This window comes from Tersicoccus solisilvae (genome assembly GCF_014643255.1).
Classification (GTDB): Bacteria; Actinomycetota; Actinomycetes; order Actinomycetales; family Micrococcaceae; genus Tersicoccus; species Tersicoccus solisilvae.
Genome location: NZ_BMJI01000005.1, coordinates 91,964 through 114,891, shown reverse-complemented (window position 1 = coordinate 114,891; position 22,928 = coordinate 91,964). Strand labels below are relative to the sequence as shown.

Annotated in this window: 19 protein-coding genes; 12 read left to right on the top strand and 7 right to left on the bottom strand. The window is 74.0% G+C overall.

Annotation, left to right across the window (positions count from 1 at the left end; all coding sequences use genetic code 11):
• Nucleotides 1-53 precede the first annotated feature (53 nt).
• Nucleotides 54-1,259 (top strand): cysteine desulfurase family protein, encoded by a 1,206-nt coding sequence (locus tag IEX22_RS06630; protein ID WP_188667543.1) that lies wholly within the window; start codon nucleotides 54-56, stop codon nucleotides 1,257-1,259.
• Between the two features lie 53 nt (nucleotides 1,260-1,312).
• Complete coding sequence (gene mnmA / locus IEX22_RS06625; protein WP_188667542.1) at nucleotides 1,313-2,467, top strand: tRNA 2-thiouridine(34) synthase MnmA; 1,155 nt, start codon at nucleotides 1,313-1,315, stop codon at nucleotides 2,465-2,467.
• A 76-nt stretch (nucleotides 2,468-2,543) separates the two neighbouring features.
• On the opposite strand, the gene IEX22_RS06620 is transcribed toward mnmA, so the two are convergent.
• Nucleotides 2,544-2,864 (bottom strand): alpha-amylase inhibitor, encoded by a 321-nt coding sequence (locus IEX22_RS06620; protein ID WP_188667541.1) that lies wholly within the window; start codon nucleotides 2,862-2,864, stop codon nucleotides 2,544-2,546.
• Nucleotides 2,865-3,059: 195 nt separating this feature from the next.
• Here IEX22_RS06620 and IEX22_RS06615 point away from each other — a divergent pair, with 195 nt between their 5' ends.
• Genes IEX22_RS06615 through IEX22_RS06605 form a run of 3 tightly spaced genes read left to right on the top strand, consistent with a single transcriptional unit; the run spans nucleotide 3,060 to nucleotide 5,511 of the window.
• A complete protein-coding gene (locus IEX22_RS06615; protein WP_188667540.1) occupies nucleotides 3,060-4,058 on the top strand; it encodes a CPBP family intramembrane glutamic endopeptidase in 999 nt (332 codons plus the stop codon).
• Nucleotides 4,055-4,441, top strand: a complete 387-nt coding sequence (locus tag IEX22_RS06610) for a chorismate mutase (RefSeq protein ID WP_188667539.1) — start codon at nucleotides 4,055-4,057, stop codon at nucleotides 4,439-4,441. Before IEX22_RS06615 ends, IEX22_RS06610 begins: the two co-directional genes overlap by 4 nt.
• Nucleotides 4,438-5,511, top strand: a complete 1,074-nt coding sequence (locus IEX22_RS06605; protein WP_188667538.1) for a uroporphyrinogen decarboxylase/cobalamine-independent methonine synthase family protein — start codon at nucleotides 4,438-4,440, stop codon at nucleotides 5,509-5,511. The genes IEX22_RS06610 and IEX22_RS06605 overlap by 4 nt, the downstream gene beginning before the upstream one ends.
• Nucleotides 5,512-5,549: 38 nt before the next feature.
• Here IEX22_RS06605 and IEX22_RS06600 read toward each other — a convergent pair whose 3' ends face one another.
• From IEX22_RS06600 to IEX22_RS06575, 6 genes are all read right to left on the bottom strand, one after another.
• Nucleotides 5,550-6,221: a DUF4166 domain-containing protein gene (locus IEX22_RS06600; RefSeq protein ID WP_188667537.1), complete on the bottom strand. Its 672-nt coding sequence runs from the start codon at nucleotides 6,219-6,221 to the stop codon at nucleotides 5,550-5,552.
• Nucleotides 6,222-6,290: 69 nt separating this feature from the next.
• The gene (locus IEX22_RS06595) at nucleotides 6,291-7,583 is read right to left on the bottom strand and encodes a DUF58 domain-containing protein (protein WP_188667536.1); all 1,293 of its coding nucleotides are present in this window, start codon (nucleotides 7,581-7,583) and stop codon (nucleotides 6,291-6,293) included.
• 13 nt (nucleotides 7,584-7,596) lie between these two features.
• Nucleotides 7,597-8,718: an AAA family ATPase gene (locus IEX22_RS06590; RefSeq protein WP_188667535.1), complete on the bottom strand. Its 1,122-nt coding sequence runs from the start codon at nucleotides 8,716-8,718 to the stop codon at nucleotides 7,597-7,599.
• Nucleotides 8,715-10,046, bottom strand: coding sequence for a DUF4350 domain-containing protein (locus IEX22_RS06585; protein WP_188667534.1), 1,332 nt, complete (start codon nucleotides 10,044-10,046; stop codon nucleotides 8,715-8,717). Before IEX22_RS06585 ends, IEX22_RS06590 begins: the two co-directional genes overlap by 4 nt.
• A complete protein-coding gene (locus tag IEX22_RS06580) occupies nucleotides 10,043-10,759 on the bottom strand; it encodes a DUF4129 domain-containing protein (RefSeq protein WP_188667533.1) in 717 nt (238 codons plus the stop codon). The genes IEX22_RS06585 and IEX22_RS06580 overlap by 4 nt, the downstream gene beginning before the upstream one ends.
• Nucleotides 10,756-12,093: a DUF7847 domain-containing protein gene (locus IEX22_RS06575; protein WP_188667532.1), complete on the bottom strand. Its 1,338-nt coding sequence runs from the start codon at nucleotides 12,091-12,093 to the stop codon at nucleotides 10,756-10,758. The genes IEX22_RS06580 and IEX22_RS06575 overlap by 4 nt, the downstream gene beginning before the upstream one ends.
• Before the next feature lie 278 nt (nucleotides 12,094-12,371).
• Between IEX22_RS06575 and mtrA the strand changes: the two genes are divergently transcribed.
• From mtrA to secA, 7 genes are all read left to right on the top strand, one after another.
• Nucleotides 12,372-13,049 (top strand): MtrAB system response regulator MtrA, encoded by a 678-nt coding sequence (mtrA, locus tag IEX22_RS06570; RefSeq protein WP_188667531.1) that lies wholly within the window; start codon nucleotides 12,372-12,374, stop codon nucleotides 13,047-13,049.
• A 51-nt stretch (nucleotides 13,050-13,100) separates the two neighbouring features.
• A complete protein-coding gene (mtrB, locus tag IEX22_RS06565; protein ID WP_229659826.1) occupies nucleotides 13,101-15,065 on the top strand; it encodes an MtrAB system histidine kinase MtrB in 1,965 nt (654 codons plus the stop codon).
• Nucleotides 15,062-16,765 carry an LpqB family beta-propeller domain-containing protein gene (locus tag IEX22_RS06560; RefSeq protein ID WP_188667530.1) on the top strand — a complete coding sequence of 568 codons (1,704 nt, stop codon included), beginning with the start codon at nucleotides 15,062-15,064 and terminating at the stop codon, nucleotides 16,763-16,765. The genes mtrB and IEX22_RS06560 overlap by 4 nt, the downstream gene beginning before the upstream one ends.
• An 84-nt stretch (nucleotides 16,766-16,849) precedes the next feature.
• Nucleotides 16,850-17,728: a phosphoribosyltransferase family protein gene (locus IEX22_RS06555; protein ID WP_188667529.1), complete on the top strand. Its 879-nt coding sequence runs from the start codon at nucleotides 16,850-16,852 to the stop codon at nucleotides 17,726-17,728.
• Nucleotides 17,729-17,947: 219 nt separating this feature from the next.
• Nucleotides 17,948-18,625, top strand: coding sequence for a ribosome hibernation-promoting factor, HPF/YfiA family (hpf, locus tag IEX22_RS06550; protein ID WP_188667528.1), 678 nt, complete (start codon nucleotides 17,948-17,950; stop codon nucleotides 18,623-18,625).
• A gap of 127 nt (nucleotides 18,626-18,752) precedes the next feature.
• Complete coding sequence (locus tag IEX22_RS06545) at nucleotides 18,753-19,997, top strand: winged helix-turn-helix domain-containing protein (protein ID WP_188667527.1); 1,245 nt, start codon at nucleotides 18,753-18,755, stop codon at nucleotides 19,995-19,997.
• 112 nt (nucleotides 19,998-20,109) lie between these two features.
• Entirely contained in the window at nucleotides 20,110-22,926 is a 2,817-nt protein-coding gene (gene secA, locus IEX22_RS06540; RefSeq protein ID WP_188667526.1) for a preprotein translocase subunit SecA, read from the top strand.
• The last annotated feature ends 2 nt before the right edge of the window (nucleotides 22,927-22,928 follow it).

Genomic DNA, 22,928 nt, shown 5'->3' with positions numbered 1-22,928 from the left:
CGGCGGATGACGGCGCCGGGAGCGGTGCGAGCCCCAGCGACTAGACTGGACCGGTGCCCGCGTACCTCGACCATGCGGCCACCGCGCCCCTCTGCGGGCCCGCTCTGGCCGCGATCACCACTGAACTGACCCGCTGCGGCAACCCCTCCGCCCTGCACGGTGCCGGCCGGCGTGCCCGGATGGTGGTGGAGACCGCCCGCGACGAGATTGCCGCCGCCGCCGGCGCCCACCCCTCCGAGGTCATCCTCACGAGCGGCGGCACCGAGGCGGACAACCTGGCGATCAAGGGCCTCTACTGGTCCCGCCGCGCCGCCGACCCGCGCCGCCGCCGCATCCTCACCTCCACCATCGAGCACCACGCCGTCTCCGAGACCGTCGAGTGGCTCGAGGCGACGCAGGGCGCCGAGGCCGTCTGGCTGCCCGTCGACGGGCGCGGCATCCTGGACCTGGACGCGCTCGACGCCGCCATCGCGGAGGACCCCGCGTCGGTCGCCCTCGTCACCGTGATGTGGGCCAACAACGAGATCGGCGCCGTCCAGCCGGTCGCCGAGATCGTGCGCCGCGCCGAGCGGTACGGCATCCCGGTGCACGCCGACGCCGTGCAGGCCTTCGGGGCTGTTCCCGTCGACTTCGCCGCGACCGGGCTGGCCGCCGCCTCCATCAGCAGCCACAAGATCGGCGGCCCGCTGGGTATCGGCGCCCTGCTGCTCGGCCGCTCGGTCGTCGTCACCCCCGTGCTGCACGGCGGCGGCCAGGAACGCGACGTCCGCTCCGGCACTCTCGACGCCCCCGCCGCCGCCGGCTTCGCCGCCGCCGCGACCGCCGTCGTCGGGGACCTGCCCGCCGATCCCACCCGGATCGCCGGCCTGCGGGACGCGCTGGTGGCCGGGGTTCTCGAGCGCGTCCCCGAGGCCGTGCTGCGCGGGCCGGCGTCCGGGCCCGAACGGCTGCCCGGCAACGCCCACTTCACCTTCACCGGGTGCGAGGGCGACTCGCTGCTCTTCCTGCTCGACGCCGCCGGCGTCCAGTCCTCGGCCGGGTCCGCCTGCAGCGCCGGCGTCCCGCGCGCCTCCCACGTGCTGCTGGCGCTCGGCCTGGACGAGGCCACCGCCCGGGGCGCCCAGCGCTTCAGCCTCGGCCACACGTCCACCGCGGACGACGTCGCACTGCTGCTGGACGTGCTGCCGGGCGCGGTCGAGAAGGCCGCCGCCGCCGGCATGGCCGGGCACGTGCCCGACCTGCAATCGGCCGGCCGCTGAGCCCGCCCAGACCCCGACCGAGCAACCCGTCCCGAACGAATCCTGAGGAGACCATGCGCGTCCTGGCTGCCATGAGCGGCGGCGTCGACTCCGCCGTCGCCGCCGCCCGTGCCGTCGACGCCGGGCACGACGTCGTCGGCGTCCACCTGGCCCTGTCCCGCATGCCCGGCACCCTGCGCACGGGCAGCCGCGGCTGCTGCACCATCGAGGACTCCCGCGACGCCTGGCGCGCCGCCGAGAAGCTCGGCATCCCGTACTACGTGTGGGACTTCTCCGAGCGGTTCAAGGAGGACGTGGTCGACGACTTCATCGCCGAGTACGAGGCCGGCCGCACCCCCAACCCCTGCATGCGCTGCAACGAGAAGATCAAGTTCGCGGCCCTGCTGGAGAAGGCCATCGCCCTCGGGTTCGACGCCGTCTGCACCGGCCACTACGCCCGCGTCACCCGTGACGCCGACGGCCACCCCGAGCTGCACCGGGCCAGCGACTGGGCCAAGGACCAGTCGTACGTCCTCGGCGTGCTCACCGAGGCCCAGCTCGAGCACTGCCTCTTCCCTCTCGCCGACGCGCCCACCAAGGCCGCGGTCCGCGCCGAGGCCGCCGAACGCGGGCTCTCCGTGGCGAAGAAGCCGGACAGCCACGACATCTGCTTCATCCCGGACGGGGACACCGCCGGCTGGCTCGCCGAGAAGATCGAGATGCGGCCCGGCGAGATCGTCGACGAGACCGGCACGACGGTCGGCGAGCACGCCGGCGCCCAGGCGTTCACCGTGGGGCAGCGGCGCGGCCTCAAGCTCGGCCGGCCCGCCGCGGACGGCAAGCCCCGCTTCGTCCTCTCCATCGAACCCAAGCAGAACCGGGTGACCGTCGGGCCCGAGCGGCTGCTCGCCGTCGACGAGATCCGCGGCATCCGCCTCTCCTGGGCCGGGCGGCCGATCCCGGACGCCGTCGTCGACCCCGCCACCGGTGCCTCCACCCGGTTCGACGTCCTCGCGCAGGTCCGCGCGCACGGCGACCCGGTGCCGGCGACGGCGCAGGTGATGGTCCCTGGCGAGGACGGCAGCGGCGACGCGGGTCCGCGCCTGGTGGTGACGCTGACGACGCCGCTACGGGGCGTCGCCCCGGGCCAGACCGTCGTGCTGTACCAGGGCACCCGGGTGCTGGGGCAGGCGACGATCGACACCGCCCGCTCGCTCGCGGCGGCCTGAACCGCCGACCGGTGACGCGCGACGGCCCGGGACGAGGGGTCGTCCCGGGCCGCGACGCGTGACCGGCGTCAGGTGCTCAGCACTTGCGCAGTTCGGACACCTTCGGCGGTCCACCGAGCCGGCTGGCCGTCGACTGGTAGCCCGGCTTGTAGCTGTAGCACGGCCCGTCACCGGCCCAGGCCCAGATCATCCGGAACCGCTGCGTGGACGAGCAGTTGTTGGTGGCGCGGGCGTGGCTGGTGATGACGCCGATGGAGTTGCGCGTCTCCCACTGGCTCAGGTAGACGCAGCTGGGAGCGGTGGCAGCGCTCGCGGGTGCGGCGCTCACCAGGAGGGAAGCGCCCAGGACGAGCGTTCCGACAGCGGCGGACAGGGCTTTCCTGCGGGACGTGTTCATGACAGACCTCTCGACGTGCGGTGATGACTCGGGAGGGTGCGGGGACGGCCGGACCGGACGTGGAAGCAGGAGACCCGACCGGCTGCCCGGTGGTGGGGCAAACGTACGGGGAACTCCCAGCGGGCCGGCAGAGCGGCACCCGACAACATCGCGTGGCCCGCCGTGGAGGTTTCCTCCCGCCGGTACGCTCGGTCCATGGCTGTGGACTCGACCGCGTACTCGACTCAAGGACCCCTGCGCCGGCGGCCGATCCTGCTGTTCCTGGCGATCGCCTTCGGCTTCTCCTGGTCGGTCGGACTCGGCCTGGCGCTCGCGGGCGGACTGCGCAGCCCCGCGCTGTCCCTCCTGCTGTTGATCTACATGCTCGGCCCCGGGATCGCGGCGCTGGTGGTGAGCCGCTGGGTGGACCGCCCGGACTCCATCCCGCGCTCCCTGGGGATCAGCCAGGTGCGGCCGGTGGGCCGCTTCATCCTGCTGCTGCTCGGGGCGATCGTCCTCGCCGTCGCCCTCGTCCTCGGCGCGCTCGCCGTCGGCTCCCTGCTCGGCCTCTACCACGCCGACCTCACCGGCTTCTCCGGCTTCCGGGCCTACCTCGAGCAGGTCGCCCCGGCGGCGCTGACCCGGGTGAGCATCGGCACCGTCGTGCTGCTGCAGTTCCTCAACGTGGGCATCGGGGCCTTCGTCAACCTCGTCCCGGCGCTGGGGGAGGAGCTCGGTTGGCGCGGCTGGCTGCTGCCGGCCCTGCTGCCCGCCGGGGTGCCGACCGCCGTCGTCGTCTCCGGCGCCCTCTGGGGTCTGTGGCACGCCCCGCTGATCCTCCTCGGTTACAACTACCCGGGCGGACCCGCGTGGCTCGGCGTGCTCGCGATGATCTGCTTCGCCGTCGTGATCGGGGCCGTGCTCAGCTGGTTGCGGCTGCGCACCGGGTCGATCTGGCCCGCCGCCATCGCGCACGGCGCCGTCAACGCGGCCGCCGGATTCCCCCTCGTCTTCCTCGCGTTCGGGACGACGTTCAGCCCGCTGACGACGACGATCCTCGGCTGGTCCGGGTGGCTGCTGCCGGCGGCGCTGGTCGCCCTGCTCGCCTGGCGCGGGCAGTTCCGGCTCGATCGGGACCGGTGGCTGGCGCCCGTGCAGGGCCGGCCGCTGGCGGGCCCGGGCGCCGGTCTGCGCGCCCCTAGACTGGAGCCATGATGGATTCGTTCGACCCGTCCGCCAGCTCGCTCGGGAAGGACGTGGACCCCGCCGTCATGCACGAGCTGCTGCAGATCCGCTCCAGCATCGACAACTTCGACGCGACCCTCGTCTACGTGCTGGCCGAGCGATTCCGGGCGACGCAGCGGGTGGGCGTGCTCAAGGCCGAGCACCGGCTGCCCCCGGCCGACCCGACACGGGAGTCCATGCAGATCGCCCGGCTCCGGCGGCTCGCCGAGGAGGCGCACCTGGACCCGGCGTTCGCCGAGAAGTTCCTCACCTTCATCATCGACGAGGTGATCCGGCACCACCAGGCGATCTCGGACGGCACGGCGCCGCTGCCCGTCACCCCCGGTTCCGCCGACGCGGACACGCGGGCGTGAGCCCGGACGTCACCGCTGCCCCGGCTCCGGCCACGGTCACCGCGACCGGTCCCGTCCTCGTCGCCGGGACGGACCTGCCGGGCGCGCTGACCGCGATCCGCGGGGAACTCGGTGACCCGCACCTGCCGTCCCTGCCGCTGCTGCCGGATCGCGGTCCCGGCGCCGATGCGGTGGGCCGCGTGACGGCGCTGCTCGTCGACCTGCCGGTCGAGGTGGGCCCTCACGGCTGGCGGGTGGCCGCCCGGCCGGGGGAGGACCTGCGCCGCTCCCGGTCGCTGCTCGCCTCCGACCTCAACATGCTCGCCGACCTGGCCGGCGCCGAGCAGACCCCGGCCACCCGGATCGGCGTGTGCGTGCTGGGGCCGGTCAGCCTCGCGACGCGGCTGGACCTGGCCGGCGGGGAGCGCGTCCTCGCCGACCGCGGCGCCCGCCGGGACCTGGCCGACTCCCTCGCGGCCGGCCTCGCCACCCACCTGGCCGCCGTGCGTGCGGCCCTGCCCGGGGCGAGCGTCACGGTGCGGATCGACGAGCCGGCGCTCGCCGCCGTGACGGCCGGCACCGTCGCCACCGCCAGCGGGTACCGCACGCTGCGCGCCGTGGACCGGTCCGACGTGCGGCAGACGTTGCGGCAGCTCGTCGAGGCCGTGCGGGACGCCGGGGCGCACGAGGTGGTGCTCGCGGTCGAGCCTGAGCCGCTGCCCCTGGCGCTGGGCCGCGAGGTCGAGGCGGACGGGCTCGCCCTTCCCGCCACGGCACTGACGAGCGCCCCGGACGACCTCGGCGAGTACCTGGACGGCGGCGGGGCGCTGACGATCGGACTCGATGTCGACGGGCCGCGCGGCGTCCGTGAGGTCAGTGACCTCGCCGGCCAGGTCCTGGCGCCGTGGCGCCGGCTCGGTCTGCCCGAGACGCGCCTGACCCAGTTGACGCTGACGGCCCGCACGAGCCCGGCGGCCATCACCTCGACCCGCGCACCGGCGGGCACCCCCGACGCGGGGCGGCTGCCCGCCGTGCTGCACCGGCTGGTCGGCACGGCCGACGCCCTCGAGACGACCGCCCGCGACGCCTGACCCGCCCCCTTCCTTCCGCCGGCGGGGTGGGCGGCACGTCAGGTGGCGGGGAGGGGCTCCGGGTCGAAGCTGCCCGCGTAGACGAACACCGTGCCCAGCAGCGGCTGGACCACCCGGGTCTGGATGGTGAACCGGCCGGTGACGTCGTCGAATCCCTGCTCGGTGTACGCACCGGCCGCCAGCACGCGCGGCACCCGCAGACCGGGTACGGCCCGCGGCGCGTGCGTCGAGCTCGGACCGCCCGCGGCGAGACTGTCCGGCGGGCCGACCCACGCGGTGGTGGACGCGAGCCGCATCGCCCCGGCGGCCGTGACGGACAGGCGCAGCCCCGTGCGCAGCACCCGGTGGCGGCCCACCAGGTCCAGCAGCAGCCCGTCCGCGCCGAGGCGGCACAGGTCGGTGAACCGGCGGGTGCGGTTCCCGAAGCGGAGGATCCGCTCGGCCGCCAGGCATGGGGCGCCGGTCTCGTCCACGGAGGACCGGTTGACGACGCTGAACGGTACGCCCTGCCCGTACTCCGGGAAGAACATCTCTTCTCCGGCCAGCGCCGCGAACACCGGGCGCAGGGGCGGGACGGTGCACCCGGCGACGTCGAACACCCCGTCGAACCGCACGCTGGTGCCCGCGGGCTGCGCGAAGTAGTCCCGGACCCGCGGGTGCAGGTCCGCGTAGCGCGCGCCCAGCACCCGCTCGTAGAGTGATCCGCTCATCTCGTCCTCCTCGGTGTGGCCATCCTGCCGACCCGCGGGCGCGGGGACAACGTTCCTGGACAGGCCGGCCTACAGTCGGCCGGTGGCCTTGAGCCGGATGTACGCGTCGGCGAGGCGGGGTGGCAGCAGGTCCGGCGGCTCGTCCACCACCTCGACCCCGAGCAGCCGCAACTGGGCCGTCATCGCCGCCCGCTCCAGCCGGGCGCGTTCGGCCGCGGCCGCCCGGTACACCTCGCTGACCGTGCCTCGCTCGGCCGCGGTCTCGTCCAGCTGCGGGTCCCGGACCGAGGCCACGACCACGACGTGCTTCTCGCCCAGGGCCGGCAGCACCGGCAGCAGACCCTCCTCCGCGGCGCCGGAATCGAGGGAGGTCAGCAGCACCACCAGGCTGCGATGCGCGCTGACCGCGGCGATCTGGCCCGGCAGCGACGAGAAGTCCGCCTCGATCAGCTCCGCCTCGAGCGGCGCCATCGCCTGCACCAGGGACGGCAGCAGCTCCCCGCGGTCGGCGGATCCCACCCGGGCTCGCACGCGCCGGTCCAGGGCGAGGAAGTCCACCCGGTCCCCGCCACGGTCGGCCAGCACCGCGAGCAGCAGGGCGGCCTCCATCCCGGTGTCCAGGCGCGGTTCGTCGCCGATCCGGGCGGCCGCGGTCCGGGAGGTGTCCAGCACGATGACGACACGGCGGTCCCGCTCGGGCCGCCACGTCCGCACGACGACGGCCTGCCGCCGCGCGGTGGCACGCCAGTCGATCGACCGCACGTCGTCGCCGCGCACGTAGTCCCGCAGCGAGTCGAACTCGGTGCCGGCGCCGCGGATCTGCACGGCGGCCCGTCCGTCGAGCTCCCGCAGCCGGCGCAGCTTGGACGGCAGGTGCCGGCGTGCGTGGAACGGGGGCAGCACCCGCAGCGTGCCCGGCAGGGGAACCGTCACCTGGCGGGCGGCCAGTCCCAGCGGGCCGGCCGACCGGATCGTGACGTGCGGGCTGTGCCGGTCGCCCCGGCGGACCGGGACCAGGGTGGTGCGGAGCCGGCGCGCCTGCCCCGCCGGGATGCTCACCCGGTGCCGGGGGTCGACGGCCCCGGCCGAGGGCTGCCACCCGTCCCGCACCCGGGCCCGCAGGGTGCGCCGCGTCGGGTTCCGCACCACCAGGCCGCTGACGGCCGGCTCCGTGAGCCGGACGTTGTCCGGCAGCTCGCGGGTCAGCGTCACCCGTCGGGGTGAGACGGCGAGGGCGAGGTCGACGGCGGCGAGCACCACGAGCACGCCCGCCAGGGCGAGCAGGGTGGCGACGCCGGGCACCGCCACCACGACGAGGCAGCCGAGCAGCGCGAGGAGGACGAACCGGCCGGTCAGGGCCATCGGGATCCCGAGCTCACCGGGGGACCGGCACGGTGGCGAGGATGCTGCCGAGCACCCCGTCGGCGGAGACCCCGTCCATCTGCGCCTCCGCGCGCAACGCCACCCGGTGTCGCAGCGTCGGCAGGGCCAGGGCTTTGACGTCGTCGGGCGTGGCGTACCCGCGCCCGTTGAGCCAGGCCCAGGCGCGTGCCGTGTTCAGCAGGGCGGTCGCACCGCGCGGGGAGACCCCGAGCTGGAACGAGGGGGTGGACCGGGTGGCCCGCACGACGTCGACGATGTAGCCGAGCACCTCGGGGGAGACCTGCACCCGCCCGACGGCGGCCCGCGCCTCGGCCAGCTGGTCCGCGCCGGCCACCGCCCGCACCCCGGCCGCTGCCAGGTCCCGCGGGTCGAAGCCGGCACTGTGCCGGCGGATCACCTCGATCTCGTCGTCGCGGCCGGGCAGGTCCATGGTCAGCTTGAGCAGGAACCGGTCCAGCTGCGCCTCCGGCAGCGGGTAGGTGCCCTCGTACTCGACCGGGTTCTGGGTGGCCGCGACGATGAACGGGCTCGGCAGCGGCCGCGACACCCCGTCGACCGACACCTGCCGCTCCTCCATCGCCTCGAGCAGGGCGGCCTGGGTCTTCGGGGGCGTCCGGTTGATCTCGTCCGCCAGCAGCAGGTTGGTGAACACCGGGCCGGGCCGGAACGCGAAATCGCTGCTGCGGGCGTCGTACACGAGCGAGCCCGTCAGGTCGCCGGGCATCAGGTCCGGGGTGAACTGCACCCGGGTGGTCTCCAGCGTCAAGGCGGCGGAGAGCGCGCGGACCAGCAGCGTCTTGGCCACGCCGGGCACGCCCTCGAGCAGCACGTGGCCGCGGCACAGCAGGGCGATCAGGACGCCGGTGACGGTGCCGTCCTGACCGATGACGGCGCGGCCCACCTCGGTGCGCACGGCCAGCAGGGCCGCCCGCGCCGCCTCACCGGACGGGTCGCTGCCGGACGCGCCGCTGCTGGCGTGGTCGTCATGCCGGTCGTGCGGGAGGGCGGCAGCCTCGGTCCCGGGCGCCGGTGCCGGCGACGCGGCTCCCGGGGGCGCGGTGGTGGAGAGGCGGGGCGGGGCGTCGGGAATCCGCGGGTGCGGCTGATCGCTCATCGGGGGAAGGCCTCCTTCTCGAGGTCGGTCAGGGCGGTGGTGAAGCTCAACAGGTCGGCGGTGCGCGTGGGCAGCGGGCCGGTCAGCAGGTGCGCGACGTCGGGCACGGCCCGGCCGGTGGCGGCCGCGGTCGCCGCGACGATCGCGTCGGCCGTGGGGGCGTGGCCCAGGCGAAGACGCTCGCCGAGGCGCACCAGGGTGGCCGCGCGCAGCGTCGCGGCGGCGTGCTCGGCGGCGTCCGCGTCCTGGTACAACCGGGCCCGGCCGCGGGTGGTCTCGGCCGCCTGGACGACGACGGGCAGGGGCTCGGTCACCAGCGGCCCGTCCCGACGGCCCCGCCACAGCATGGCCAGCACCGCGACGACCAGCAGCCACACCGCCAGCGGGGTGACCCACGGCGGGGTGACGTCGGCGAGCGTACGGCCCCGGTCCGACGCCTGCAGGTCCCGGACGCCGGGCTGGTACCAGGTCAGGGTGGGGCGGGCGCCCAGGGTGTGCAGCATCAGGGCCGCGTTGCCGCGGGCGGCCAGCCGGTCGTTGCTCAGCGTGTCGGTGCCGCCCAGGACGACGACCCGGCCCCGGGCGCTCTCGACGTACACGCCTGCTGCCTGGCCCGTGGTGTCGCCGCCGGTGTTGCGCAGGCAGGTCACCGGGCCGCGATAGAGCCGGCCGGTCCGGTCCACCTCGCGGGCGGCTCGCACGGCCGGCACGGCGCAGTCGGCGCTCAGGGCCCGATCGGTCGAGGCGTCGCTGACCACTCCGCCGAGGGTGACGTCGTCCGCGAACGCCGTCAGCACCCGCAGGCCGGGTTGGAGCAGGACGACCCGGGTGCCGGCGTCGCGGGTCCGGTCCGCCAATCGCGTCAGCTGCTCGGCCGAGAGAATCCCGGACCGGTCGTCCAGCAGGAGGGTGCCGGCCGGTCCCGCCCCGGCGGCACGGTCGAGCGCCTGGGGGAGATCGTCGGCGCGGTCGACGGTGACGCCCTGGCCACGCAGGATCTGGGCGGCCGCGCGGGCGCCGCCGGGGGCCGGGTTGTCCGGGGAGAGGGATCCGCGGTCCGCGCCGACGCCCCGGAGCGCGACCGTCACGGCGACCGCCACGACGGCGATCACGGCGACGACGAGCCAGAACCGCCAGGCGCGCAACCGGCGGCCGGCGGTGGCCCGCCAGGAGCCGCCGTCCCCGGTCGCGGTGGACCCCCGACCGGCGGGCGTGGCGTCGGTCGTCGGCGCGTCGGCCGCCGTGCCGGCCGTCGATCCCCCGTCCGCCGGCGCACCCTCCGACCGGGAGGCGCGGGCGGGGCCCGGCGTCGGGGCCGGACGGCTCACCGGGGCACCACCGGGCCGGCGCCGGCTCGGACGTCGTCGCGCCGGTTCGTCCCGGCCCGGGCGAGCCGCTGGTCCAGCGCGGTGATCCGCTCGTGGTCCGCGGCGGTGGCGGGTGCGTCGCCGTACCGGACGTCGTTGAAGCGCCGACCGGCCGCGCTCACGGCCTCACGCTCGGTCGGGTGCCGCCCGGAGAGGTCGCCGGTCACCTCGTCGACGGTGCGCCCGGCGCCCTCGGGCAGGTCGGTCCGCTCCTGCGCCGCCCGCACCAGTGCGCGGAACGCCTCGATCACGGCGGTGGCGTGGTCGCCCCGTGCGGCCGCCGCGCGGGCGAGCGCCCGGTGCGCGTCGGCGTCCAGCGGCAGCTCCGCGTCGAACACCGACGCCCGGCGTGCGGCCGCCCGGTTCAACCGCGGCCGCACGACGAGCACGAGCACGACCACGCCGACGAGCAGCAGCAGCACGACGGCGATCAGCCACGGGTTGGCGCCGCTCGGGTCCAGGCCGGTCAGGACGTCGTCCAGCCAGCGGCCGATGGCGTCCAGCACGGCGTCGAGGGGGCCCGGCTTCGCGTCCTGGTACTCGGGCCGCGCCAGTTCCTGTTCCGCCCAGCGCCGGGCGGTGCCGTCGTCGGGCACCACCGGCACGTCGCGGGGCACGGCCGCTGCGACCAGCGTCCCCACCCTCGTCGCCACCGCGAGGCCGGGGACGGTCACGCGGTGCCGGGCAGCGCGCCGGCCCCGCTCCCGCGGGCGAGGCGGTCGTGCTCGGCCATCAGCGCCACGTCCAGTCCCTCGCGGCGCATCCGCAGGTCCACGTACAGCAGGGCGGTGACCCCGACCAGGAAGACCGTCGTGACGGCGCCGACCAGCGTGCTGAGCACGAGGTAGGCGATCAGCAGGGTGACGAGCAGGCCGGTCGCCGACTGGTCCAGGCCCGCGCCGGTGGGGGCGAGCACGCCGGTGAGCAGCGGCGTCGCGAACTGCAGGGGTGCGCCCGCGATCGAGGTGACGATCTGCACCAGGATCATGGTGAGCGCCAGGATGCCGAACAGGCGCCAGAAGCTGCTTCGGGTCAGCCGCCACGAACGCGCGAGTGCCTGCCCGGGGCCGCACTTCTCGAGCACGAGCACCGCGCCGCTCACGCTGAGCCGGACCGCGAACCAGGCGCCGACGACGAGGACGCCGAGCCCGATGACGAGGAACGTCACGACGGCGCCGGTGGGATCGTTGGTGGCGGCCGCGATCCCCACGCCGACGACCATCAGCACGATCATCAGGGCGATGACCGCGCCCACCCCGATCAGGGCGAGCAGCATGGCCAGCCCGATCAGCGCCCCGATCCGCGGACGCACCATCGACCACATCTGCCGGAAGCTCGTGCGCTGGTCGAGCACCGCCCGGGACACGGGGATCACGAGAGCGCCCTGCAGGATGGTGTTGCCGAGCAGAGCGACGGCCACGAACACCAGTTCGCCGAGGAACAGCGCCGGCAGGGCCGAGGTGAAGGCGGCGACGTCGGCCTGGCTGAGTTCCGTGCTCGAGGTCGACGCGAGCTGCAGGAACGACGAGCCGACGGTGACGAGGAACAGGACGATCAGCACGCCCATCAGGACGTGGAACAGCAGGGACGAGCCGATCATGGCCTTCGCGTTGCGGCGGGCCGCCTGCAGGGAACCGTCGAGCACCTCGCCGACCGACAGCGGCCGCAACGGGATGACGCCGGGTTTCGGCGGGGCGACCCAGCCCTGCCCGTTCCAGCCCTGCCCGGGTTGACCCTGCCCGTTCCAGCCCTGGCCGGGCTGACCCTGGCCGTTCCAGCCCTGCCCGTTCCAGCCGCCCGGCGCCGGGCCCCAGCCGGTGGGAGCGGCGCCCCAGCCGGGCGGAGCCGGTGGGGCGCCCGGCACGGACGCCGCCGCGGGTACCGCGTCGCTGCCGTACCGCGCGTCGCTGCCGTACCGCCCGCCGTCGTCGTACGCCCCGCCGTCGTCGCGTCGCTCACCGCCGGGGGCGGCCCAGCGGCCGGCGTCCCGGTGTTCGTCCTCGCTCATGTCCCGTGTTCCCCCTCGTCGGGCGCCGACCGGCGCCGCCCCGTGCCCCGAGCGTATCGGGCACCCGTCCGGCTGGCCAGCATCGCGCTGACCTGCGACGACCCGCGTCGCGACCGGCGGCTGTCCCGCTGTCCACGTGTCGGTGCGGCTGATCGTCCGGCCCGGTATCGCGGGGGCGATCCGGCCATGGCTGCCGCCGGCGTCCGTGGCCGCCCCGGGGCGCGCCGGACGGACGTCGCGAGTACGGGAAACGGCGGCGGGTTTGCGAGGATGAGGGCATGAAGGGACGCATTCTCGTGGTGGACGACGACGAGGCGCTGGCCGAGATGATCGGCATCGTTCTGCGCAACGACGGGTTCGAGCCCTCGTTCTGCGCGGACGGGGCGCAGGCACTGGAGGTGTTCCGCAACAGCCGGCCCGACCTGGTGCTGCTGGACCTGATGCTGCCGGGGCTGGACGGCATCGAGGTGTGCCGGCAGATCCGCAGCGAGTCCGACGTCCCCGTCGTGATGCTCACCGCCAAGTCGGACACCTCCGACATCGTGCGCGGCCTCGAGTCCGGGGCCGACGACTACGTGCCCAAGCCGTTCAAGCCGGCGGAGCTGGTCGCCCGGGTGCGGGCGCGGCTGCGGCCGGGCGAGACGAAGCCGCCGGAGACCCTCACCGTCGCGGACGTGACGATCGACGTCGCCGGCCACTCGGTGCGCCGCGGGTCGCGGACCATCGCCCTGACTCCGCTCGAGTTCGATCTGCTGGTCGCGCTGGCCCGGAAGCCGTGGCAGGTCTTCACCCGCGACCAGCTGCTGGAGCAGGTGTGGGGGTACCGGCACGCCGCCGACACTCGCCTCGTCAATGTGCATGTTCAGCGGCTTCGGTCCAAGATTGAGAAAGATCCCGAGGCTCCCGAGGTCGTGCTGACCGTGCGGGGCGTGGGATACAAGGCCGGACAGAGCTGACGCGGTGGCCCCGCGCCGGCCCGGGCCGGCGTGAAGGAACGGGGAGAGAACGTGCCAGCGACGAGCACCCAGCGGCGGAGCGGGCCAGCCCCGTCGGCGGCGCCCGGCGGCCGGGCGACCCGGCGCACCGGGTCCTACCGGGTGCGGCTGACGCGGCACCGGCCGCGGCGCACCAGCATCGAACGGGTGTGGCGTTCGACCCGGTCCAGCGGGCTCAAACTCGTGTCCCGGTGGCGGCACTCGCTGCAGTTCCGCACCGTGCTGCTCACCATGGGCATGACCCTGATCGCGTTCGCCATGGTGGGGGCCTTCCTCTCGCATGAGATCTCGTCCGCGCTGTTCAGCGAGCGGCTCTACCAGGCCGAACAGGAGTCGCGGCGCGGCTTCGACGAGGTGCAGGCGATCTTCGACCGGGCCGAGACGAACGACCAGGCGACCGGTCAGCAGACCATCTACAACACGCTCAAGGTGCTCGAGGGCGACAGCGGGTCCACGCGCCGCATGTTCCTGCTGCTGCAGAAGCCCGGGGAGCAGGGCCAGCGCTGGGTGGAGACCGCCCGCAGCGACGACTCCCAGATCACCTCCGCCGTCATCCCCGAAGAGCTGCGCGAGGCGGTGCGGCGCGACGACGGCCAGTACTACCAATCCATCGCGCTGCCGGTCGGCAGCTCGGACGTGCCCGCCATCGCCGTCGGCCGGATCGTGCGGGTGCCCCCGGGCACCAACTACGAGCTGTACCTGATCTACAACCTGTCGGAGGCGCAGGACACCCTCAGCTACATCCACGGTGCCCTCTGGGTGGGCGGCGCGGTGCTGCTGCTCGCGGTCGGCGCGATCGCCTGGTTCGTCACCCGCGCGGTCGTCGCCCCCGTCTCCGACGCCGCCGACGTGGCCGAGAAGCTGGCGGCCGGTCAGCTGGAGGAACGCATCAACGTCGAGGGCGAGGACGAGCTCGCCCGCCTCGGCGCCTCCTTCAATCACATGGCCGGCAACCTCCAGGACCAGATCACCGCCCTGGCCGAGCTGTCCCGCATGCAGCAGCGGTTCGTCTCCGACGTCTCCCACGAGCTGCGCACCCCGCTGACCACGGTGCGGATGGCCTCCCAGGTGCTCTACGACGCGCGCGACGACTTCGACCCGATCAACAAGAGGTCCGCCGAGTTGCTCTATCACCAGGTCGAGCGGTTCCAGAACCTGCTTGCCGACCTGCTGGAGATGTCCCGCTTCGACGCCGGAGCGGCGGTGCTCGACATCGGCGACGCCGACCTGAACGCCGTGGTCCGCAGCGTCCAGGACGGCACCGCGATCCTCGCGGAGAACGTCGGGTCCACCATCGAGGTGCAACTCGACGAGGACACCTGCATGGTCGAGATGGACGCCAAACGGATCGAGCGCGTGCTGCGGAACCTGCTGGTCAACGCCATCGAGCACGGCGAGGGCCGGCCGATCCAGGTGCGCGTCGCGGCGACGGACAACGCCGTCGCCGTGACGGTGCGGGACCACGGTATCGGCATGACCCCGGAGGACGTCGCCCACGTGTTCGACCGCTTCTGGCGCGCCGACCCCGCGCGGGCCCGGACCACGGGGGGCAGCGGACTGGGCCTGTCCATCGCCACGGAGGACGTCAACCTCCATCACGGCCGGTTGCAGGCGTGGGGCCTGGCCGGTCACGGCTCCAACTTCCGGATCCTGCTGCCGCGCCGGCGCGGCGAGGAGCTCGTCGACGAGCCGCTGGCCCTCGAGCCGCCGGACGCACCGGTGCCCGCCGTGGACACGGAGGACACCGCCGTCATCCTCGACCCGGCCGACGCGGACGCGACCGTCGTGCTCGACGAGCGCTCCGACGCGGCCTCGACGGCCGCCCCCGCCGAGCCCGACGGGACGGCGGCAGGCCCGCGGGACGGCACGCTCGACGGTCCGCGGAACGACGGGCCGGGCGGGCCGGGGGAGTCGACGCCGGCGGGGGAGCGGGCCGGGACGACGTCGGGCGGCACCGTGGCGGGAGGCGCCCGATGAGCGCGCGCCGGTCCCGCCGCGTGCTCGTGCTCGTGCTGGCCGCGCTCCTGCTGCTCACCGGCTGCTCGTCCATCCCCACCAGCGGCCCGGTGGGGTTGAGCAACGACTCCGGCAACGCGGGCCAGCAGAATCAGCAGGGTCCCGCCCCCAGCGGGCCGCAGGAGAACGGCAGCCCGCAGGCCATCGTGCAGGGCTTCATCCGCGCCGGCGTCGGCAGCGCGGACGAGTACGCGGTCGCGCGGAGCTACCTGACGCCGGCCCTCTCGAGCACGTGGAAGCCGGACCAGCGCACGCTCGTCCTCTCGTCCGCACCGCGCGTGGTCACCACGCCGTCGGCGAGCACGGTGCGACTGGTGATGGCGGTCACCGCCACGGTCGACGACCAGGGCATCTACCGGAACGCGGCCGAGGGCGCCACCGAGTCCCTCGACGTGACGCTGCAGAAGGTCGACGGGCAGTGGCGGATCGGCAAGGTCCCGGACGGGATCATGCTGCAGGTGCGGGACTTCGGGCTGCTCTTCGACGCGTACTCGCTGGCCTTCTACGACCCCACCTACACCTACGCGGTGCCCGACGTGCGGTGGTTCGTGCGCGGACCCCGGGTCACCACCTCCCTGGTCCGGGTGCTGCTGAACGGTCCCGCCGACTACCTCAAGGGCGCCGTGGTCAGCGCGTTCCCCGAGGGGACGACGTTGAACACCCCGTCGGTGCCCATCGTCTCCGGGGCGGCCGAGGTCGACCTGCCGCAGCAGGTGCTCGACTCGTCCGACCAGAAGCAGCGTGAGCGGATGCTCAATCAGCTCTCCGGCACACTCGTGGGAGTGCTCGACAGCATCAGCTCGGTCCGGTTGCTGATCAACCAGCGTCCGCTCGACATCGACGCCGGTGAGGCGGCGCGCAGCGCCCCGGTCAAGGAGAAGCAGGTCCCGGCCAGCCAGGTGGCGGTCGTCCGGGACGAACTCGTGCTCTACCAGGGCGGGGGCTACCGACCGATCGACGGCATCGGCTCGGTCGCGGCGGACAAGCCGATCGACCCGGCCATGAGTTACGACCAGCGCCGGTTCGCCTACCTCAGCTCCGACCGGCGCCGCCTGCTGAGCACGTCCACCGACGGCACCCGCGGCACCGTGTTCACCGGCACGGCGCTGACCCGGCCGAGTTTCGACCCGTTCGACTGGCTATGGACCGCCGACGGCTCCGGCGCGGGACTGGTGCACACGGCCCCCGCCGCCCGGCCCGGCGGCGGGGTGAACGAGGTCAGCGCCCCGTGGCTGCGGGGCAGGACCATCACCAGCCTGCGCCTCTCCCGGGACGGCGCGCGGGCGCTGATCGTGACGGTCGACGACGGGAAGTCCTCCCTGTGGCTCAGCGGGGTGCGCCGGGCCGCGGACGGCACGCCGCGGGAGCTCACGTCGGCGCTGCCCATCCGCACCGCCCACCCGGTCAACACGGCGGTGTGGCTCGGCGACACCGAGGTCGTGGTGATGGCCGCGTCGGACAAGTCGACCGTGACGCCGGAGGTGCTCTCGCTCAGCGGACAGTCCCAGGAGCTGGCGCCGGTGCGCGGGGCGACCTCCCTGGCCGGCGGCAACGGCACCCAGGAGATCTACCTGCAGTACGGGCAGGAGCTGCTGGTCCGCGTGGACACCACCTGGTCCAACCAGGCGACCGGGGTGCTCGACACCGCCTTCGCCGGCTGAGGGTTCTCCCTCCCCAGCCCCGCGTCGTCCCCAGCGGCCGGCGTCGCACCCACGCGCGGTGGACCGACGGGGCACGCTCGGGGGATGGAGCTCGACACCTCGCCGCGACACCGGGGCCCCTGGCCCCGGTTCGCCCGGCTGCGGCTGCTCGCCGGGGCGGTGGAGGCCGGCATCCTGGCCTTCCTCGCGTTGCTCCTGCCCGTCTGGTGCCCGGGCTGTGGGCGGATCGACGTCTCGCTCTGCCGACGGTGCGCCGCGCGCTTGCGGCGCGCCACCGCCCGACCGTTCGCCGCGGAGGCGTCCGCCCCGGGCCTGCCGGTGGCCCCGGCCCTGGCGGTCACCGCGGCCGGAAACTACCGGGCCGGTCGCACGGACGCGGTGCTGCTGGCGTTCAAGGACCACGGGCGCACCGATCTGGCCCCCCCGGTCGCGGCCGCCCTCGGCCGCGCGGTCGCCGTGGCCGCCCGGCGGGCCGGCGCGCAGGCCCGGGACGGCCCGCTGCTGCTGGTCGCGGTGCCCATCCGCCGGCGCGCACGCTGGCGACGGGGCTACCACCCGGTGGGGGTGCTGCTCCGGTCGGCGCTGCGCCGTGGCCTGCTGCCGCCCGGCACCGTGCTGATGCCGTGCCTGACGACCCGGTGGTGGCCGGCCCTCGGGAGCCCACCGTGGGCGGCGGGATTCTCCTCGCTGACGGGGCGACGCGGGATGCGCCGCCCGGGCGCCGGGGCGCACCGCGGTGCGGGTCGACGCGCTCGGGCGCGCCGACTCGCCGGCAGCATGCGGGTGCGCCGCGGGGGCCGTCGCATTCCGGTGCCGCCGGGGTCCGTCGTGCTGCTCGTGGACGACGTGCTGACCACCGGCGCCACCCTGGCCGAGGCCCGTCGTGCGCTGGCCGCCGCGGGCGTGCCGGTCCACGGGGCCGCCGTCGTCGCCGCGGTGCCGGCACCCGGTCGGGGGCGCTGACCAGCCCTCACGCCGCGCCCGGGCGCGGTGAGCCCACGCGGCGCGGTGACGCCCGCGCTGGCGGCGAAGGGGCCGTGATCCGGTGACGGGAAGGTGAGCACCGGGTGAAAAAGCAGTGTCGCTCCACTAACGTGGGGTCAGGTGTCGAGGAGACACCGCAACGGCGTCCGTCGGATGAGCCGGTGCCGTTGTGTCACCGACTACAGAGCGGAGATCACCATGGACTTTTCCATCTACGGTCGCAACGTCACGGTGTCCGACCGGTACCGCGAGTACGCGGAGGAGAAGATCGCCAAGATCGAACCGTTGGTCGAGTCGCGGCACCGTCTCGAAGCCAAGGTGACGAAACAGCCCTCCGCCGTCACCATCGAACTGACCGTCCTCGGCCTCAAGCCCGTCATCCGGGCCGAGGCCGCCTCGGAGGACAAGTTCGCCGCGTTCGACGCCGCCGCCAAGAAGCTGGCCGAGCGGCTCCGCCGGGCTCGCGACCGCAAGAAGGTCCATCACGGAGGCCACCAGCGCCCCACCGCCGTCCACGAGGCCACCGCCTCCCTGCCCGTGGTCCGCGCGGACACGCCGCTCTACCTGCAGACCGCGGACGACGTCGACGGCCGGGTGGCCGACGCGGTGCCGGACCAGCAGACCGGCGAGTCCCCGGTCACCATCCGCCGGAAGGTGTTCCCCGCGGCGCGACTCTCCCTCGACGACGCCGTGGACGCCATGGAGATGGTCGGCCACGACTTCTACCTCTTCATCGACGAGAGCACGAACACACCCTCGGTGGTCTACCGCCGCCGCGGCTGGACCTACGGCGTGATCTCCCTCGACGAGGCCTGCGACGAGAACGCCGACGTGCAGGAGGAGGAGCTGACCTACCGGTCGGCCACCACCGCCTGACGCCGGGCAGCCGGAACGGGCCACGACCCCCTCGGGCCGTGGCCCGTTCCCCGTCCCGGCAACGGGCCGGGCACCGATTCCGTCGCCGTCACCGTCCTTGCCGCCCATCAGGAGGGGAAGCACGCCCGTGGTCACCCGACTCGGCCCGGCCGCCGCTCGGCGCATCGCCATCGCGGCACAGGCCCTGGAGGTGCCGCACGGGCAGCGACCGACCTCGGGGCGGGTCACCTCCGCCCACATCGCCGCCCTGCTGCGCCGCATCCACCTGCTGCAGATCGACTCGGTCAACGTGCTGTGCCGCAGCCACTACCTGCCCGTGCTCGCGCGCCTGGGCCCGTACGACCGGGACCTGCTGCACCGGCTCAGTGAGCGGCCGCCGCGCCGGCTGATGGAGTACTGGGCGCACGAGGCCAGCTACATCCGCCCCGAGCACTTCGCGGACCTGCGCGTGTGGCAGCGCCGTCGCTGGGTCGGTCTGTCCGCGCTGCCCGAGGAGGCGGCGGCGGAGCACGAGCAGATCGCCGCCGGGCTGGTCGAGACGCTCGGCCGGTCCCGGCCGATGACCGCCTCCGCCCTCGCCGTCGCGCTCGACCACGACCACGCGGTCGACCGGGTCGCGTGGGGGTGGAACTGGACGCCCACGAAGCGGGTGCTCGAGCACCTGTTCGAGCGCGGTGTCGTCGGCGCAGCGGGCCGGACCGCGCAGTTCGAGCGCCGCTACACCCTCACGGAACGGGTACTGCCGCCCGCGGTGCGGGGCGCGCCGGAGCCGGACCCGGCGGCCGCGGCGGACCGGCTCACCGAGGCGGCGGCGCGCGCCCTCGGCGTGGGCACCACCCGCTCCGTCGCCGACTACTTCCGGATGCCGGTGCAGGCGGCCACGGACTCCCTGACCCGGCTCGCCGCCGACGGCGTCGTCGTCCCGGTCACCGTCGACGGCCTGGACCAGCCCCACTGGCTGCACACCGCGGCCCGCCGCCCGCGCCGGGTCGAGGCCCGGGCGCTGCTCAGCCCGTTCGACTCGCTGATCTTCCACCGGCCGCGCGTCGAGCAGCTGTTCGGATTCCACTACCGGATCGGCATCTACACCCCGCCCGACCGCCGCGAGCACGGCTACTACGTGCTGCCGTTCCTCCTGGGAGACCGGCTGGTGGCCCGCGTCGACCTCAAGGCGGACCGGCAGCACCGCACCCTGCTGGTGCAGGCGGCGTTCGCCGAGCCGAAGGCGCCGCAGCACACGGCCGACGAGCTGGCCGCGGAGCTGGGCGTGATGGCGGGCTGGCTCGACCTCGACGACGTGGCGGTGGCCCCGCGCGGGGACCTGGCCCCGGCCCTGGCCGCGGCCGTCGCCCGGGCACCCGGCCGGCGCTGAGGAGACGCTGAGCTCGCGGTCGGACGCCTCGCGTAGACTCGGCGCAGCGCGGAACCGTGGCCACGGGATCCGCGCTGTCCAGAACGAGGCGACCACGCAGGAGCGAACAGCTGTGCCATCCCTGATCGAACGGGTTCTCCGCACGGGCGACAAGAAGACCCTCAAGCGATTGCAGTCCTACGTGGACGCGGTCAACGCCCTCGAGGACGACTTCCGGGAGATGTCCGACGCCGAACTGCGGGAGGAGACCGACACCCTGCGTCAGCGGTACCAGGACGGGGAGACGCTCGACGATCTGCTGCCCGAGGCCTTCGCCGCGGTCCGCGAAGCCGCCGGCCGCACCCTCGGGCAGCGGCACTTCGACGTCCAGCTGATGGGCGGCGCCGGCCTGCACCTGGGCAACATCGCCGAGATGAAGACCGGTGAGGGCAAGACGCTCGTCGCCACCGCGCCGGCCTACCTCAACGCGCTGACCGGCAAGGGCGTGCACGTCGTCACGGTCAACGACTACCTGGCCGGGTATCAGAGCGAGTTGATGGGCCGCGTCTTCCGGTTCCTCGGCATGTCCACCGGCTGCATCCTGGCGAACATGGACCCCGCGCAGCGTCGGGAGCAGTACGCGGCGGACATCACCTACGGCACGAACAACGAGTTCGGGTTCGACTACCTGCGCGACAACATGGCGTGGGCGCCGGACGAGCTGGTCCAGCGCGGCCACCACTTCGCCGTCGTCGACGAGGTGGACTCGATCCTCATCGACGAGGCGCGCACCCCGCTGATCATCTCCGGGCCCGCGTCCGGGGACGCCAACCGCTGGTACGGCGAGTTCGCCAAGGTGGTGCTGCGGTTGACCGCCGGCACCGACTACGAGGTCGACGAGAAGAAGCGCACCGTCGGCGTGCTCGAGGGCGGCATCGAGAAGGTCGAGGACTACCTCGGCATCGACAACCTCTACGAGTCGGCGAACACGCCGCTGATCGGGTTCCTCAACAACGCCATCAAGGCCAAGGAGCTGTTCAAGCGCGACAAGGACTACGTCGTGCTCGACGGCGAGGTGCTCATCGTCGACGAGCACACCGGCCGCATCCTCGCCGGCCGGCGCTACAACGAGGGCGTCCACCAGGCCATCGAGGCCAAGGAGGGCGTCGAGATCAAGGCCGAGAACCAGACGCTCGCCACGATCACCCTGCAGAACTACTTCCGCCTGTACGAGAAGCTCTCGGGAATGACCGGCACCGCCGAGACGGAGGCCGCCGAGTTCGTCAACACGTACAAGCTCGGCGTCGTGGTCATCCCGACGAACAAGCCGATGGCCCGGCAGGACCGCACCGACCTCGTCTACAAGAACGAGAAGGTCAAGTTCGACGCCGTGGTGGAGGACATCGCGCAGCGGCACGACGCGGGTCAGCCCGTCCTCGTCGGCACCACGAGCGTCGAGAAGAGCGAGTACCTCTCCGCGCAGCTGGCCAAACGGGGCATCCGGCACGAGGTGCTCAACGCGAAGAACCACGCCCGTGAGGCGGCGATCGTCGCCCAGGCCGGCCGGAAGGGCGCCGTCACCGTGGCCACCAACATGGCCGGCCGCGGCACCGACATCATGCTCGGCGGCAACGCCGAGCACAACGCCATCGCCGCCCTGCACGAGCGCGGGCTGGACCCGAACGAGAACCCCGAGGCGTACGAGACGGCGTGGCCGGCCGCCCTGGAGAAGGCGAACCAGGCGGTGCAGGCCGAGCACGCGGAGGTGCTCGAGCTCGGCGGGCTGTACGTGCTCGGAACCGAGCGGCACGAGTCCCGCCGCATCGACAATCAGCTGCGCGGCCGCTCCGGCCGGCAGGGGGATCCGGGCGAGTCCCGGTTCTACCTGTCGCTGACCGACGACCTGATGCGACTGTTCAACTCCGGCGCGGCCGAGCGGCTGATGAACAGTTCCGCCATCCCCGACGACGTGCCGATCGAGGCGAAGATCGTCTCCCGCGCCATCCAGTCCGCCCAGTCGCAGGTGGAGTCCCGCAACGCCGAGCAGCGCAAGAACGTGCTCAAGTACGACGACGTGCTCAACCGGCAGCGCGAGGCCATCTACGGGGACCGGCGCCGGATCCTCGAGGGCGAGAACCTCGAGGGCATGGTCGAGAACTTCCTCACCGGCGTGATCACGGACGTGGTCGAGGCCGCGACCGCCGAGGGTCACAGCGAGGACTGGGACTGGGACCTGCTCTGGGCCAACCTCAAGACGCTCTACCCGGTGGGCCTGACGCAGGACGAGATCGCCGCGGAGGCCGGCGGCAAGGGCAACGTCAAGCCCGACTTCCTGCTCGAGGAGATCCTCTCCGACGCGAAGATCGCCTACCAGAAGCGGGAGGCGGCGATCGGCGAGGAGAACATGCGCGAGCTGGAGCGCCGCGTCGTGCTCTCGGTGATCGGCCGGAAGTGGCAGGAGCACCTCTACGAGATGGACTACCTCAAGGAGGGCATCGGGCTGCGCGCGATGGCGCAGCGTGACCCCCTGGTGGAGTACCAGAACGAGGGCTTCACCATGTTCCAGCAGATGATGGAGTCCATCCGCGAGGAGACCATCGGCTTCCTGTTCAACCTCGACGTGCGGGTCGAGCAGATCGACACCGACGGCGACGGCGTGCCGGACCAGGCGGCGCTGGCCGCCGCCGGCCTCGAGGCTCCCGAGCGGCCGGCCCAGCTGCAGCTCTCCGCCCCGACGGAGACCGGCGACGTCGAGACCCACGTGGAGCGGGCCGCCGCGGCGCTCGCCTCCGTGGCGCGAGGTTCGCGCCCGACGTCGTCCGCGTCGTCGGACGGCACGTCGGCCGCTGGGGCGGCCACGAGCACGTCGACCGGCACGTCGACCAGTACCGCCCCGTCGAAGGCGTCCCAGAAGGGCACGAACAAGAAGAACAAGAAGAAGCGGCGCTGACG

What these genes read in the sequence shown, in the direction of transcription:
- IEX22_RS06590 (WP_188667535.1), bottom strand. Translation starts at nt 8,718, where the DNA reads ATGAGCGATCAGCCGCACCCGCGGATTCCCGACGCCCCGCCCCGCCTC.
- IEX22_RS06575 (WP_188667532.1), bottom strand. Translation starts at nt 12,093, where the DNA reads ATGAGCGAGGACGAACACCGGGACGCCGGCCGCTGGGCCGCCCCCGGC.
- IEX22_RS06620 (WP_188667541.1), bottom strand. Translation starts at nt 2,864, where the DNA reads ATGAACACGTCCCGCAGGAAAGCCCTGTCCGCCGCTGTCGGAACGCTC.
- hpf (WP_188667528.1), top strand. Translation starts at nt 17,948, where the DNA reads ATGGACTTTTCCATCTACGGTCGCAACGTCACGGTGTCCGACCGGTAC.
- IEX22_RS06555 (WP_188667529.1), top strand. Translation starts at nt 16,850, where the DNA reads ATGGAGCTCGACACCTCGCCGCGACACCGGGGCCCCTGGCCCCGGTTC.
- IEX22_RS06595 (WP_188667536.1), bottom strand. Translation starts at nt 7,583, where the DNA reads ATGGCCCTGACCGGCCGGTTCGTCCTCCTCGCGCTGCTCGGCTGCCTC.
- IEX22_RS06615 (WP_188667540.1), top strand. Translation starts at nt 3,060, where the DNA reads ATGGCTGTGGACTCGACCGCGTACTCGACTCAAGGACCCCTGCGCCGG.
- IEX22_RS06610 (WP_188667539.1), top strand. Translation starts at nt 4,055, where the DNA reads ATGATGGATTCGTTCGACCCGTCCGCCAGCTCGCTCGGGAAGGACGTG.
- IEX22_RS06560 (WP_188667530.1), top strand. Translation starts at nt 15,062, where the DNA reads ATGAGCGCGCGCCGGTCCCGCCGCGTGCTCGTGCTCGTGCTGGCCGCG.
- IEX22_RS06600 (WP_188667537.1), bottom strand. Translation starts at nt 6,221, where the DNA reads ATGAGCGGATCACTCTACGAGCGGGTGCTGGGCGCGCGCTACGCGGAC.
- mtrA (WP_188667531.1), top strand. Translation starts at nt 12,372, where the DNA reads ATGAAGGGACGCATTCTCGTGGTGGACGACGACGAGGCGCTGGCCGAG.
- mnmA (WP_188667542.1), top strand. Translation starts at nt 1,313, where the DNA reads ATGCGCGTCCTGGCTGCCATGAGCGGCGGCGTCGACTCCGCCGTCGCC.